At 68.4% G+C, this 13,964-nt stretch carries 16 protein-coding genes; 1 reads left to right on the top strand and 15 read right to left on the bottom strand.

Annotated features, from left to right (window positions below):
• Window positions 1-25: 25 nt before the first annotated feature.
• From AC3WLZ_RS04955 to prmC, 15 genes are all read right to left on the bottom strand, one after another.
• The gene (locus AC3WLZ_RS04955) at window positions 26-799 is read right to left on the bottom strand and encodes a PP2C family protein-serine/threonine phosphatase (protein WP_412923979.1); all 774 of its coding nucleotides are present in this window, start codon (window positions 797-799) and stop codon (window positions 26-28) included.
• 53 nt (window positions 800-852) lie between these two features.
• Complete coding sequence (locus AC3WLZ_RS04950; protein ID WP_492469279.1) at window positions 853-1,659, bottom strand: large exoprotein; 807 nt, start codon at window positions 1,657-1,659, stop codon at window positions 853-855.
• A gap of 103 nt (window positions 1,660-1,762) precedes the next feature.
• The gene (locus AC3WLZ_RS04945; RefSeq protein WP_492469278.1) at window positions 1,763-2,512 is read right to left on the bottom strand and encodes a YaaA family protein; all 750 of its coding nucleotides are present in this window, start codon (window positions 2,510-2,512) and stop codon (window positions 1,763-1,765) included.
• 69 nt (window positions 2,513-2,581) lie between these two features.
• Window positions 2,582-2,839, bottom strand: coding sequence for a F0F1 ATP synthase subunit epsilon (locus tag AC3WLZ_RS04940; protein ID WP_412923976.1), 258 nt, complete (start codon window positions 2,837-2,839; stop codon window positions 2,582-2,584).
• A gap of 1 nt (window position 2,840) precedes the next feature.
• Window positions 2,841-4,289 carry a F0F1 ATP synthase subunit beta gene (gene atpD, locus AC3WLZ_RS04935; protein WP_412923975.1) on the bottom strand — a complete coding sequence of 483 codons (1,449 nt, stop codon included), beginning with the start codon at window positions 4,287-4,289 and terminating at the stop codon, window positions 2,841-2,843.
• A 22-nt stretch (window positions 4,290-4,311) separates the two neighbouring features.
• Entirely contained in the window at window positions 4,312-5,211 is a 900-nt protein-coding gene (locus tag AC3WLZ_RS04930) for a F0F1 ATP synthase subunit gamma (protein ID WP_412923974.1), read from the bottom strand.
• Window positions 5,212-5,235: 24 nt separating this feature from the next.
• Complete coding sequence (gene atpA / locus AC3WLZ_RS04925; protein ID WP_412923973.1) at window positions 5,236-6,867, bottom strand: F0F1 ATP synthase subunit alpha; 1,632 nt, start codon at window positions 6,865-6,867, stop codon at window positions 5,236-5,238.
• Window positions 6,868-6,928: 61 nt separating this feature from the next.
• Window positions 6,929-7,720 carry a F0F1 ATP synthase subunit delta gene (locus AC3WLZ_RS04920; RefSeq protein WP_492469276.1) on the bottom strand — a complete coding sequence of 264 codons (792 nt, stop codon included), beginning with the start codon at window positions 7,718-7,720 and terminating at the stop codon, window positions 6,929-6,931.
• On the bottom strand, window positions 7,720-8,280 hold the full coding sequence (locus AC3WLZ_RS04915; RefSeq protein WP_412923971.1) for a F0F1 ATP synthase subunit B: 561 nt from the start codon (window positions 8,278-8,280) through the stop codon (window positions 7,720-7,722). The genes AC3WLZ_RS04920 and AC3WLZ_RS04915 overlap by 1 nt, the downstream gene beginning before the upstream one ends.
• Window positions 8,281-8,314: 34 nt before the next feature.
• Window positions 8,315-8,548 (bottom strand): F0F1 ATP synthase subunit C, encoded by a 234-nt coding sequence (atpE, locus tag AC3WLZ_RS04910; RefSeq protein ID WP_043360904.1) that lies wholly within the window; start codon window positions 8,546-8,548, stop codon window positions 8,315-8,317.
• A gap of 45 nt (window positions 8,549-8,593) precedes the next feature.
• Window positions 8,594-9,406, bottom strand: coding sequence for a F0F1 ATP synthase subunit A (gene atpB / locus AC3WLZ_RS04905; RefSeq protein WP_492470943.1), 813 nt, complete (start codon window positions 9,404-9,406; stop codon window positions 8,594-8,596).
• Between the two features lie 210 nt (window positions 9,407-9,616).
• The gene (locus tag AC3WLZ_RS04900) at window positions 9,617-10,105 is read right to left on the bottom strand and encodes a Cg1360 family ATP-synthase-associated protein (RefSeq protein ID WP_492469274.1); all 489 of its coding nucleotides are present in this window, start codon (window positions 10,103-10,105) and stop codon (window positions 9,617-9,619) included.
• Window positions 10,102-11,277 carry an MraY family glycosyltransferase gene (locus tag AC3WLZ_RS04895; RefSeq protein ID WP_412923969.1) on the bottom strand — a complete coding sequence of 392 codons (1,176 nt, stop codon included), beginning with the start codon at window positions 11,275-11,277 and terminating at the stop codon, window positions 10,102-10,104. The genes AC3WLZ_RS04900 and AC3WLZ_RS04895 overlap by 4 nt, the downstream gene beginning before the upstream one ends.
• Window positions 11,274-12,002: an L-threonylcarbamoyladenylate synthase gene (locus AC3WLZ_RS04890; protein ID WP_492469273.1), complete on the bottom strand. Its 729-nt coding sequence runs from the start codon at window positions 12,000-12,002 to the stop codon at window positions 11,274-11,276. Before AC3WLZ_RS04890 ends, AC3WLZ_RS04895 begins: the two co-directional genes overlap by 4 nt.
• 39 nt (window positions 12,003-12,041) lie before the next feature.
• Window positions 12,042-12,926, bottom strand: a complete 885-nt coding sequence (gene prmC, locus AC3WLZ_RS04885; protein ID WP_492469272.1) for a peptide chain release factor N(5)-glutamine methyltransferase — start codon at window positions 12,924-12,926, stop codon at window positions 12,042-12,044.
• Between the two features lie 98 nt (window positions 12,927-13,024).
• Between prmC and cysK the strand changes: the two genes are divergently transcribed.
• Complete coding sequence (cysK, locus tag AC3WLZ_RS04880; protein ID WP_492469271.1) at window positions 13,025-13,963, top strand: cysteine synthase A; 939 nt, start codon at window positions 13,025-13,027, stop codon at window positions 13,961-13,963.
• Window position 13,964: the final 1 nt, after the last annotated feature.

The following is a 13,964-nucleotide window of genomic DNA, read 5'->3' as shown; positions in this document are numbered from 1 at the left end:
TGCTCCCCGGTCAAGTTCCGCCTTCTCAGGCGGCGCGGCGGGCGACGTCGAGCACGACGATGGTGATGTTGTCGCGGCCGCCGTTTTCAAGAGCCGCAGCCATCATGGCCTCGACCGCCGCGGCGGGGTCGGGATTCGCCTCGAGGAAATGGCGGATGCCGAAATCGGTGAGTTCTTTCGTCAATCCATCTGAGCAGATGACGAAGCGGTCGCCGTCGAGCACCTCGAGTCGCAGGTAATCGGGCTTGACACTGTCGCTCGGACCGACGGCGCGCGTGATCACATTGCCGTACGGGTGGTTCTCGGCCTCTTCCGGGCTCAGCCGTCCGGCGGCGATGAGCTCCTGAACGACCGAGTGGTCGGTGGTGATCTGGACGATGTCGTCATCGCGCAGCAAATACACCCGCGAGTCGCCGATGTTCAACGTCACCCAGTGCGGCTCGTCCGACCCCACTTCGAGGTAGACGCCCGTCAGAGTCGTGCCCGTGCCCTCATCGGTGGTCTCGGGGTGCGCGACGATGTCCTTCACCGCGCGGGCGAGTGCCTTCTCGATGTTCTTCGGGGAGACCGACCCGCCCTCGACGACCGCGCGCAGACGATCGACCGTGCTCGCGCTCGCGATCTCGCCACCGAGGTGGCCGCCCATGCCGTCGGCGACGACGAACAGCGGGAACTCCGCGAGCACCGCGTCCTGGTTGACCTCGCGGCGCTTACCGGTATCGGTGATCGCCGCCCAGGAGAGGTCGAGCGCCCCGTCCGTCAGCGGAACAGTACGCGTATGCGTGGTCACCTCGGGCACGAACAGATCCTCCGGTTGGCCGACATCTTCGCCGGCGGAACCGCGCGGCCCTGTCATCCTAGTCGACGCGCGGACGCTGCCCCCGGATGCCACGGGCGCGGCGACGTCGGCGGCGAGACGACGATGAGCTCCTCGCGGCGCGAGGAGCTCATCGTTGCGGTCAGACCTGCGGGCCCGCCGGGGGGCGGCGTCGGCCCGGCCGGGGATGCCGGCGGAGGCGGCGTGGGGCCCGCGGCCGGCGGAGCCTGCGGCGGGGTGTAGGGCTGAGCGGGCGGCGCGTAGCCCGTGGGCGGACCCGCCGGGCCGCCGGGGGTCGATCCCTGCAGTTGCTGGTCCGGCTGCACCGGGATGCCGCTCCAGACGGTCTTGTCGGCGAGGAAGGTGTTCGCCCACGGCGACGGGCGGATCGCCGGGTTCCACGGCGACGAGCCGAAGGCGAGGATGCCGAGCCAGATGAGATATCCCACGCCCGGGATGAGCCAGAGGAGGAGGTACGGCCAGTCCTTGCCGAACTTCAGGCCGAGACGGTAGCCGAACATGACCGCGGCGGCGACACCGGCGAGACCGATGATCCATCCGATGATCGGGATGTTCACCAGCACGCTCGAGGCGACGATGGCGATCAGGTAGACCCAGGGCGAGAGATCGCCCAGCTTCGCGGCGACGAGGGCGTTGTAGACGGGCACCCACGCGCGCCACTTGCCCTCGACCCCAGCCTTCTCGAACACCTTCATCAGCAGGAAGGCGGAGATGACGTATCCCGCCAGGGCGAAGATCAGCAGGATGGGCAGGAGGACGAGGAAGAACGCCAAGGCCCCGAAGGCGCCGCTGCCGTCGTCGTAGTAATAGGAGTCACCCATGTGAGTTCCCTTTCAGGATGAACACGACGCGACGTCCGCGCGTGCTATGCGTCTCACATGTTAGCGAAGCTGAATGTTCGCTGATAGACCCCTTGCGGCGACCTCAGACGACCAGTTCCATCTCGCGCTCCGCGCTCTCGCGCAGGACCAGCCCCGCCGTCCGCGCCCAGGCCAGGAGATCGGACCGGGACCGGACACCGGCCTCGGTCCGCGCGAGCAGACGGACGAGCTCGCCCTTGGCCTTCTTGTTGAAGTGGTTGAGTGCGCGTGCCGCGCCGTCGGCGCCCTCGGACACCACGCGGACGTAGACGCCGTCCACGCCCGCGGGTAGCGGCCCCAGCGCGGCGTACGCCTCCGAGCGCAGATCGAGGACGAAATCGGGCGCGGCCTGGTGAAGGGCCGCGGACACGGCATCGGCCCACACCCGCCGAAGGGGCGGGAGCCCCGGAACCGAGGTGGATGCCGCGAGCCGATAGGCGGGGATGCCGTCGAGCGCCCCCACGGGACCGAAGGGCGCCGAGTGGATGAGGACGTGATGCCCTACCCACGTGCGCGCGGTCACGTCGAGCGTGTCGGCGCCGAGGGCATCGAAGAGCACCCCGGTGTACCGGTCGACCGCGGGCAGCGTGGGCGCGGACCGCAGCGCGGCGTTGTCCGCGACCTCGTGCAGGCGACGTGCGCTGAGCTTGAGCACGCGCGCGGATGCCTCCGCGTCAGCGCTCAGAGCGACCAGTCCCTCGACGACCTGCTCGCGGGGCGAGCGGAGCGACGGCAGAGCGAGCGTTCCGAGATCGAGCGGGGCACCGTCACCGCCGGGGCGTTTGGTTTCGGAAGGGGGCAGGAGAACCAGCATGCGACCTCGGGGGAACGAACGACGCGCGCCGCCCGACGAACCGGGCGACGCGCGTCGAAGAGGAGTGTGTCAGACCAGCGATGCGTGACCGGCGACGATCGTCAGCTCGTCGCCCGCCATGGACAGGAACCCGTCCTCCGCGTTCGCGAGGATCTTGTTCCCGTCGACACCCGTGATGCGCACCTCGCCCTGGGCGAGGATCGCGAGCACGGGCTCGTGCCCCTGCATGAAGCCGATCTCGCCCTCGACCGTCTTGGCGACGACGAGCGATGCCTCACCGGTCCAGACCTCGGCGTCGGCCGAGACGAGGTTCACGCGCAGCGGCATGTCAGCCGTTCTCCTTCTGGATCTGCGCCCACTTGGCCTCGACGTCGGAGATGCCGCCGACGTTGAAGAACGCCTGCTCGGCGACGTGGTCGAAGTCGCCCTTGACGATCGCGTCGAACGACTCGATGGTCTCCTTGATCGGGACCGTGGAGCCCTCGACGCCGGTGAACTTCTTGGCCATGTAGGTGTTCTGCGAGAGGAACTGCTGGATACGGCGCGCACGCGACACGACGATCTTGTCTTCCTCGGAGAGCTCGTCGACACCGAGGATCGCGATGATCTCCTGCAGTTCCTTGTTCTTCTGCAGGATCTGCTTCACCGACGTGGCCACACGGTAGTGGTCGGCACCGATGTAGCGCGGGTCGAGGATGCGGCTCGTGGAGGTGAGCGGGTCGATGGCCGGGTACAGACCCTTCGACGCGATCTCGCGCGAGAGCTCGGTCGTGGCATCCAGGTGGGCGAAGGTCGTCGCCGGAGCCGGGTCGGTGTAGTCGTCGGCGGGGACGTAGATCGCCTGCAGCGAGGTGATCGAGTGTCCGCGCGTCGAGGTGATGCGCTCCTGGAGCACACCCATCTCGTCGGCGAGGTTCGGCTGGTAACCCACGGCGGAGGGCATGCGGCCGAGGAGGGTGGACACCTCGGAGCCGGCCTGCGTGAAGCGGAAGATGTTGTCGATGAAGAGCAGCACGTCCTGCTTCTGCACGTCGCGGAAGTACTCCGCCATCGTCAGAGCCGACAGCGCCACGCGCAGACGCGTCCCCGGCGGCTCGTCCATCTGGCCGAACACGAGGGCGGTCTTGTCGAAGACGCCCGCCTCTTCCATCTCGCCGATGAGGTCGTTGCCCTCACGGGTGCGCTCGCCGACACCGGCGAACACCGACACACCACCGTGGTCCTGCGCGACGCGCTGGATCATCTCCTGGATGAGGACGGTCTTGCCGACGCCCGCGCCGCCGAACAGACCGATCTTTCCACCCTGCACGTAGGGGGTCAGGAGGTCGATCGACTTGATGCCGGTCTCGAACATCTCGGTCTTGGACTCGAGCTGGTCGAAGCTGGGCGCCTTGCGGTGAATGCCCCAGCGCTCGGTGACCTCGATCGTCTCGCCCGGAGCGGCGTTGAGCACCTCACCGGTGACGTCGAAGACCTTGCCCTTGGTGACGTCTCCGACCGGGACCGAGATGGGTCCGCGGGTGTCGCGCACTTCCTGGCCGCGGACGATACCGTCAGTGGGCTTCAGGGCGATGGCGCGCACGAGGTCGTCGCCGAGGTGCTGAGCGACCTCGAGCGTGATCTCGGTGGAGGTGTCACCGATGGTGATGGTGGTCTTGAGGGCGTTGTAGATCTCGGGGATCGCGTCGTGCGGGAACTCGATGTCGACGACGGGCCCGGTGACACGCGCGACGCGGCCGACGACAGCCGCGTCGGTCTTCTCGGCGGTGAGGCTCATGGCTTCTTCTCTCCTTGGGAACTTACTTGCCGGATGACAGAGCATCGGCGCCGCCGACGATCTCGGCGATCTGCTGCGTGATCTCCGCCTGACGCGCGTTGTTGCGCAGGCGGGTGTAGTCGGTGATGAGCTTGTCGGCGTTGTCGCTTGCCGACTTCATGGCCTTCTGCGTCGCGGCGTGCTTCGCGGCCGAAGACTGCAGGAGGGCATTGAAGATACGGCTCTGCACGTACACCGGCAGGAGCGCATCGAGCACGGTCTCGGCGTCGGGCTCGAACTCGTAGAGCGGGTAGATCTCCGCCTGGGCGGGGGCTTCCTCAGCCTCGAGCACCTCGAGGGGCAGGAGCCGAACCGACTCGGGCGACTGCGTCATCATGCTGACGAAACGGTTGTACACGAGGTGGATCTCGTCGACGCCGTCGTTGTCGCCACCGGCGCGATAGGCCTGCAGCACGGCATCCGAGATCTCTTCCGCCGTCGAGAACTGCGGAGTGTCGGTGTCACCCGTCCACTGCGCGATGCTCGGCATCCGGCGGAACTGGAAGTAGCCGACGGCCTTGCGCCCGACGAGGTAGAACACGACCTCTTTGCCCTGCGTCCGCAGCAGCTCGGCCAACTCCAGGGCCTCACGGAGGATCTGGGAGTTGAACGCGCCGGCCAAACCGCGGTCGGAGGTGAAGACCACCACGGCGGAGCGGCGGATGTTCTCCCGCTCGGTCGTGAGCGGGTGGTCGATCGAGGAGTGCGTGGCCACCGCGGAGACGGCGCTCGTCACGGCTCGCGCGAAGGGCGACGCCGCGCGCACACGCGCCATCGCCTTCTGGATGCGCGAAGCCGCGATGAGCTCCATCGCCTTCGTGATCTTCTTGGTCGTCTGAGCAGAACTGATCTTCTGCTTGTAGACCCGCAGTTGTGCGCCCATGATTCCGTTCTCGTGTCGTCGCTGTTAGCGACGGCCCTTGACGATTCGCTCCTGGTTGATGTCTTCGGCCTCGGCCGCCTCGACCTGCTCGGCACCCGGGGCACCCTGGTCGGCGCCCGGCTGGAACTCGAGAAGGAACGCGTCGATCTTCTGCTCCAGCTCCGCGACGGTGTCGTCGCCCAACGCGTTGGTCTCGCGCAGCGTGTCGAGCACCGTGGAGTTGCGACGCAGGTAGTCCAGCAGCTCGCGCTCGAAGCGGAGCACATCGGAGACCTCGATCGTGTCGAGCTTGCCGTTGGTACCGGCCCAGATCGAGACGACCTGCTCCTCGACGGGGTACGGCGAGTACTGCGGCTGCTTCAGCAGCTCGGTCAGACGCGCACCGCGAGCGAGCTGACGACGCGATGCGGCGTCGAGGTCGCTGGCGAACATCGCGAACGCCTCGAGCGAGCGGTACTGAGCCAGCTCGAGCTTCAGCGTTCCCGAGACCTTCTTGATCGACTTGACCTGGGCGTCACCACCCACGCGCGACACCGAGATACCCACGTCGACCGCGGGACGCTGGTTGGCGTTGAAGAGGTCGGACTGGAGGAAGATCTGGCCGTCGGTGATCGAGATCACGTTGGTCGGGATGTACGCCGAGACGTCGTTGGCCTTGGTCTCGATGATGGGCAGGCCCGTCATCGATCCGGCGCCGAGCTCGTCGGACAGCTTCGCGCAACGCTCGAGCAGACGCGAGTGCAGGTAGAAGACGTCACCGGGGTAGGCCTCGCGGCCCGGCGGACGACGCAGGAGGAGCGAAACGGCACGGTAAGCCTCGGCCTGCTTCGACAGGTCGTCGAAGATGATCAGGACGTGCTTGCCGCCGTACATCCAGTGCTGACCGATCGCCGAACCGGTGTAGGGCGCGAGGTACTTGAAGCCGGCGGGGTCGGACGCGGGAGCGGCGACGATGGTGGTGTACTCCATCGCGCCGGCGTCCTCGAGGGCGCCCTTGACCGAAGCGATCGTCGAGCCCTTCTGACCGATGGCGACGTAGATGCAGCGGACCTGCTTGTTGACGTCGCCCGACTCCCAGTTGGCCTTCTGGTTGATGATCGTGTCGATCGCGATGGCCGTCTTACCGGTCTGGCGGTCGCCGATGATGAGCTGGCGCTGGCCGCGACCGACGGGGATCATCGCGTCGATGGCCTTGATGCCGGTCTGCAGCGGCTCGTGCACGCTCTTGCGCTGCATGACGCCCGGCGCCTGCAGTTCGAGCGCACGGCGGCCCTCGGTCGCGATCTCGCCGAGACCGTCGATCGGGTTGCCGAGCGGGTCGACGACGCGACCCAGGTAGCCGTCTCCCACGCCGACCGAGAGGACCTCGCCGGTACGGGTGACGCTCTGGCCCTCTTCGATGCCGGAGAACTCGCCGAGCACGACGACACCGATCTCGTGTTCGTCGAGGTTCTGAGCCAGGCCCAGGGTGCCGTTGTCGAAGCGGATGAGTTCGTTCGCCATGACGCCGGGCAGTCCCTCGACGTGAGCGATGCCGTCGGCCGCGTCGACGACGGTGCCGACCTCGGTCGCACCCGCGCCCGTCGGCTCGTAGGCGTTGACGAAGTCCTTCAGCGCGTCACGGATGACGTCGGGGCTGATAGAGAGTTCTGCCATTGTCTTCCTTCGTTCGTGGGGCGCGAGCCCCCAGATCTCCACCCGCTCGGGCGGCAAAGTCTTAGCCGGCGATGCGCTGGCGAAGGTCGGCGAGACGTGCGGACACGCTCGCGTCGATGACGTCGTCGGCGACCTGCACACGCAGTCCGCCGACCACCGTCGGGTCGATCACGGTGTTCAGGGTGACCGCCGACCCGTAACGCGCGCGCAGCGCGTTCTGGAGGCGCGTCTGCTGCTCGGCGTTCAGCGGCGCGGCCGCGTAGACCGTGGCGACGATGCTCGAGCGCTGGTCGGCGACGAGGGACTCGGCGCGGCGCAGGAGCGCGCGGACGCGGCGACCGCGCGCGTTCTGCACGAGCGAGGCGACGATCAGCGCCGTGGCGGCGCTGGCGCGACCGTCGAGGAGCGTGGACACAAGCCCGGCCTTGCCGGACGCGTCGCCGAGACGACCGCCCAGTGCCAGCTCGAGCTCGCCGCTGGATGCCACCGTGCGCGAGAACTGGAAGAGCTCGCCCTCGATGTCGGCCGACGGGTCGGCGATGGTCGCGGCGCGCACGGCCAGTTCTTCGAGCCCCTCGATGAACTCGCGAGAGTTCGACCAGCGCTGCTCGGCCGCACGACGCAGAAGCGCCACCGTGACGTCGCGGTAGCCGGAGCCGAAGACCGCGGTCACCAGCGCGCCACGCGCGGCGGCCGGGGCCGACGAGTCGGAGAGCGCGCCGCTCAACTGCGCCGATCCGTTCACGGCGCCGACGGCCGCGAACAGCTCGCGGGCGACGTCGAGGTCGACGCCCGAGGCCGCGGTCAGCGCCTCGGTCGTCGCGGTCCGCGCCTGAGTGGTCGCGCTACCCATTACTGGGCCGCCTTCTCGGATGCCTCGAGGTCCGCGAGGAAGCGGTCGACCACGGCCTGCGCGCGGGCGTCGTCGGTGAGGGTCTCCCCGATGACGTTGCCGGCGAGGTCGACCGCGAGCGTACCGACCTCGGCGCGCAGCGACACGAGGGTCGACTGACGCTCGGCCTCGATCTGCGCGTGCGCGGCGGCGGTGATGCGAGCGGCCTCGGAGGACGCGGCATCCTTCGCCTCGGAGACGATCTTCTTGCCGTCCTCGCGGGCGGCCTCGCGGATCTCACCGGCTTCCTTGCGAGCCTCGGCCAGCTGTGCGGTGTACTGCTCGAGCGCGGCCTCGGCCTGTCGCTGGGCCTCGTCGGCCTTGGCGATGTTGCCCTCGATGGCGGCACTGCGCTCGTCGAGCAGCTTCGCCATGCGCGGCAGAGCCACGCGCCACACCACGAAGATGATGACGACGAAGCAGACGGCCGACCAGAGGATGTCGTACGCCGCCGGAAGCAGCGGGTTGTGCGCTTCCTCCCCCGCGGGCTCCGCGGCGAGTGTGACAAGAGCGTTCAGCATCCTGTCTCCTTACAGTGAGTCGAGAGCGGCCGGATCAGGTGAAGATGAAGCCGGTCGCGATACCGATGAAGGCGAGCGCCTCGGTGAAGGCGATACCGATGAACATCAGCACCTGCAGACGGCCGGCCAGCTCGGGCTGACGGGCGACACCCTCGATCGTCTTGCCGACGACGATGCCCACACCGATGGCGGGGCCGATCGCCGCGAGGCCGTAGCCGATCGTGGCGACGTTACCGGTGACCTGGGCGAGAACCGTAGTTGCGTCCACGGGTTTTTTCCTTTCGGTTGGGTGGCTCGGCGTGCGCCGGGCCGCTCAGTGCTCTTCTGCGACCGCGAGCTGGATGTAGACCGCGGTGAGGATCGCGAAGACGTACGCCTGGAGGAAGGCGACGAAGATTTCGAACAGGGTGAAGGCGAAGCCGAAGGCGAGCGAACCCGCTCCGAGCGCCGTCCACCAGCCGCTCAGGCCGACGACGAAGAACTGGGTCGCCGAGAAGAACAGCACCAGCATCAGGTGGCCGACGACCATGTTCATCAGCAGTCGGAGCGTCAGCGTGATCGGCCGGATGATGAAGGTGGAGAGGAACTCCAGCGGCACGATGATGATGTACAGCGGCCACGGCACGCCCGACGGCAGCAACGCGTTCTTGAAGAAGCCGCCGGGGCTCTTCTTCACGCCCGCGTAGATGAAGGTCACGTAGGCAACGAGGGCCAGGAGCATCGGAACGGCGATGACGCTCGTGCCGGCGATGTTCAGGAACGGGATGACACCCGTGATGTTCATGAACAGCACCATGAAGAAGATCGTGGTGAGGATCGGGAGGAACCGACGCCCGTCCTTGCGCCCGAGGATGTCCTCGGCGATGTTGACGCGGACGAAGTCCAGGCCCATTTCGACGACGCTCTGGAAACGGCCGGGGACGATCTTCATACGGCGGGTGCCGACGATCAGCAGGATGACCAGGACCGCCGTGGCGAGCATCTGCACGAGATTGATGCGCGTGATCGCGAAGACGGTTCCCTCGAACAGAACCGCATCGGGGAAGAACTCGTTGATGGACGGCGGGTGGAACTCAGCACCCGCAGACGCGAAGTTCGTGATCAGGGTCGCAGCTTGAGTGGACAGCGCTGGCTCCAGCTTCGGGGCATCGGTGTGAACCGTTGCGACGATGGTCGGTGAGAGCACCCGAAGTGCGAGCGTGGAAGAGAGTTCCTGCCGCGGGTGGGTACTTCTCCCACCCTATCAAACTCCCGGCTGATCCATGAGTGTCGGCCCCGCTGTCGTCTCGCCGACGGAGTATCGTGCACGGACCCGCCAGGGCGCGGGTTATAGGGCTCAGGCGCGACGGTCGCCCTCATCGGGGTCGGTCGGCAGCGTCACATCGCTCGCGCTGGGGACGCGCATGCGCAAGAGGACGACCACGTCCACGGCGAGCGACGCGAGAACGCTCACGACCAGGGCGACGTAGAAGACCACCGGGTTCACCCAGTCCTGGCCCCGCAGGATGACGATCGCCACGATGAAGAGCACCAGCTTGAGGAGCCATCCGCCCAGAACGATGCCGAAGAAGATCGGAACGTAGAGCGGATCGCCGAACCAGCGGTTGGCGATCAGGATGCTCGCGGCGGTCACCGCGAGGAAGAAGGCGCTCACGGCGACCCCGACGAGAGCGCTGCCCAGTCCCGCGGGCCCCGCGGTGAAGAAGCCGACCACGGCGCCGGCGACGAGCAGCACCGCGGTGACGATCCCTCCCCAGACCAGGGCCGTGCGCAGGATCGGCGTGCTGGAGAGCGGGCGGCGGGCGGCGGGGGAAGCGGTGCTCATGCGGAGGTCTCCGGGGGTGTGTGCTGCGCGCGGCGGGTCCGCAGGCGCAGGAGTCGGGGCGAGGGAAGAAGGGTCAAGACGGCGCAGGCGATGACCCCGACCGCGCCGAAGCCGATGCCGATCCAGTAGTCGCCCGGCCAGCTCTGCTGTGTGCCGATGTACATCAGCAAGAAGGACAGGCTCACCACGGCCGTCCACGCGTAGAAGATCAGGACCGCATCGCGGTCGCTGTGTCCCATGTCCAGCATGCGGTGGTGCAGGTGCTTGCGGTCGGGCGAGAACGGCGAGCGCCCGGCCCATTGCCGTCGCGCGACGGCGAGCCCGAAGTCCAGCAGCGGCAGGAGCACGATGACCACCGGCAGGAGGATGGGGATGAACGCTCCGAGCAGCTGCGATCTGCCCAGCTGCTCGGGGTCGAGCACGGCCGGGTCGAGCTGCCCCGTGATCGCGATCGCCGAGCTGGCCATCAGGAGGCCGAGCATGAGGGCTCCGGCATCCCCCATGAACAACTTCGCCGGCGTCCAGTTCATCGGGAGGAACCCGAGGCACGCGCCGATCAGCACGGCGGCGATGAAGGATGCCAGGTTGAAGTAGGTGCTGGCACCGGTGTCGCGCACGAGGAGGTAGGAGTAGGCGAAGAACACGCCGTTCGCGATCAGGCAGACGCCGGCGACGAGACCGTTCAGGCCGTCGATGAAGTTCACGGCGTTCATGACGACGACCAGGGCGAACACGGTGAGGAGAAAGCTCACCCAGCTCGACCCGACCGTCAACGCACCGATGGGCAGGGACAGGATCTGCAGCTGGCCGAACCACGCGATGATGCCGGCCGCGATGAATTGCGCGCCGAGCTTGATCATCCAGTCCAGGTCCCACAGGTCGTCTGCGACACCGACGAGCACGATCAGCAGCACTGCTCCCAGGAGCGACAGGACGGGCACCGGGTCGGTCCAGAAGATCGCGAAGTACGGATTGCGACTGGACAGTGCGAACGCGGCGGCCACGCCCAGGAACATGGCCACTCCGCCGAGGCGCGGTGTCGGTGTCTTGTGGACATCTCTGTCGCGGATGCCGGGGTAGAGCTTGAACCGCAGGGCGAGCTTCCACACCACCCACGACAGCGCGAGAGTCACCGCCGCCGTGAACAGGATGGTGAGGAGGTATTGGGTCACGGCCCGGGGGCCTCGGCATCCGGGGCGGGAATCGCCGACTGGGGGGCGGCGCCCGTCTCGGGATCGGGCTCCAGCAGGTCGCCGAGCACCTCGCGCAGCTGCTCGCGCGAGATCGTGCCCTCGCGGAGGACGCGGACGCGCGGCTCGGCACCGCCGACCAGGGTCGTGGCATCCACGATCGTCGAAGCGAAGCCCCACTGGCTGGGACCCGCGTCGAGGTAGACGGCGACGCTGTCGCCGAGCATGTCGCGGGCCTCGTCGATGCTCACGGCGGCCGGCATCCCGGTGCGGTTGGCGCTGGACACCGCGAGCGGCCCGGTCTCTTCGAGCAGCTCGAGCGTGAGGTTCTGGGCCGGCATGCGAACGGCGACGGTGCCGTGCGTGTCGCCGAGATCCCACGACAGGGAGGGCTGGGAGGGCAGGACGATGGTCAGACCGCCCGGCCAGAACGCGTGGACGAGGTCGTCGACAGCGGGTGGGACCTCGGCCACGAGGGCGCGGAGCGTGCCGACGCCGGGCACGAGGACCGGCGGCGGCTGCTGTCGGCCGCGGCCTTTCGCCTCGAGCAGGCCCGCGACGGCGCGCGCGTTGAACGCGTCCGCGGCGATTCCGTAGACGGTGTCGGTGGGGAGCACGACGAGTTCGCCTCGACCGATCGCCTGACGCGCGTGGCGCATCCCGGAGAGCAGCTGCGACTCGTCACGGCAGTCGTAGACGGGTGACATGTCGCGCGACAGTCTACCGACGGAGAGCCCGGCGTGCGGTCAGGGACGAATCGCCGTCGTGGCGCGGTCGCGCGTGGTGAGGTCGGGGTGGGTCGCCGCGGCGCGCCACCCGTCGGCGGTGAGGATCTCGCGGATCGCCGCGCCCTGCCACTCCCCGTGCTCGATCACGATCATGCCGCCGGGGTGCGCGAGGCGAAGGCCCACGTGGCTCAGCACGCGCACCGCATCCAATCCATCGGGCCCGCCGTACAGCGCCGCCGGAGGGTCGTACAGCCGCACCTCGGGGTCGCGCGGGATCGCGTCGTCGGGCACGTACGGCGGATTGGATGCCACGACCGAGACGGTGCCGTCCAGTTCGGGGAACGCGTCGGCGAGGTCGACGAAGGCGAGGGTCAGGTTGGCCGCCCCGATGCGGGCGACGTTCTCTTTCGTCCAGATGAACGCGTCCACGGAATTCTCGGCGGCGTACACCCGCGCGCGCGGGACCTCGGTGGCCATCGCCAGGGCGATGGCCCCGCTGCCGGTGCCGAGGTCGACCGCGATCGGGGCGTCGGATGCCGATGCGCCCAGCGCGTCGATCGCGAGCTGGGCGACCATCTCCGTCTCGGGACGCGGGACGAACACACCCGGTCCGACGGCGAGCTCCATCGACCGGAACGGCGCGAGCCCCGTGAGGTGTTGCAGCGGTTCCCGCGCGCAGCGTCGGTCGACGAGCGGCGCGAGTGCCGTTCGCGCGGCGTCCGGGAACCGGTCGCCGCGGACGGCGGCCGCCTGGACCCCGCCCCGCGAGGTCGCGAGGACGTGGGCGACGAGGAGTTCGGCATCCACCTGGGGGTCGGGGATGCCGGCGGAGGCGAAACGCGTGATGGTGTCGCGGACGACATCGGCGACGGACGGCAGGGCAGGGTGTACGGGCTCGGGCATGACGGCTCCCGAGCCTAGTCGCGCACCGTCATACACGGACGCGGGAGCCACCGCGCATCTAGGATTGTCGCGATCCGACCGACGGCGAAAGGCCAGCCATGCCCGGCATCCACTCCGACATCACCTCCGCGTTCGGCGACACTCCGCTGGTGCGCCTCAACCGCGTCGCGGAAGGCGCCGGGGGCCAGATCCTGGCCAAGCTCGAGTTCTACAACCCCGCCTCGAGCGTCAAGGACCGTCTGGGGATCGCCATCGTCGACGCCGCCGAGGCGTCGGGCGAGCTGAAGCCGGGCGGGACCCTCGTCGAGTCCACGAGCGGCAACACCGGGATCGCCCTCGCGATGGTGGGCGCCGCCCGCGGGTACAAGGTCATCCTCACGATGCCCGCGTCCATGTCGAAGGAGCGCCGCGTTCTGCTCCGGGCGTTCGGGGCCGAGCTCGTGCTCACCGATCCCACCAAGGGCATGTCCTTCGCGGTCGAGGAGGCCAAGCGCATCGTCGCCGAGACCCCCGGCGCCGTCTGGGCGCGGCAGTTCGAGAACGAGGCGAACCCCGCCATCCACCGCAAGACCACGGCCGAGGAGATTCTGCGCGACACCGACGGCAAGGTCGACTACTTCGTCGCCGGCATCGGCACGGGCGGGACCATCACCGGCGTCGGCCAGGTGCTGAAGGAGCGCGTGCCGGGCGTCAAGGTCGTCGCCGTCGAGCCGGCCGACTCCCCCATCCTCACGAAGGGCCACCCGGGGCCCCACAAGATCCAGGGCATCGGCCCGAACTTCGTCCCCGCGATCCTCGACCGCGACATCATCGACGAGGTCATCGACGTCGAGTTCGACGACGCGATCCGCCTGGCGCGCGAGACGGCGGCCAAGGACGGCATCCTCGTCGGCATGTCCTCGGGAGCGGCCATCTGGGCCGCGCTCGAGATCGCCCGCCGCCCCGAGGCCGAGGGCAAGAACGTCGTCGTGATCATCCCCTCGTACGGTGAGCGCTACCTCTCCACCGCCCTGTACGAAGACCTGCGCGACAACTGAC

Source organism: Microbacterium sp. FW305-3-2-15-F-LB2, from assembly GCF_058787255.1.
Note: the sequence above shows the minus strand (reverse complement) of the source record. Positions and strands in the feature narration are given on the sequence as shown.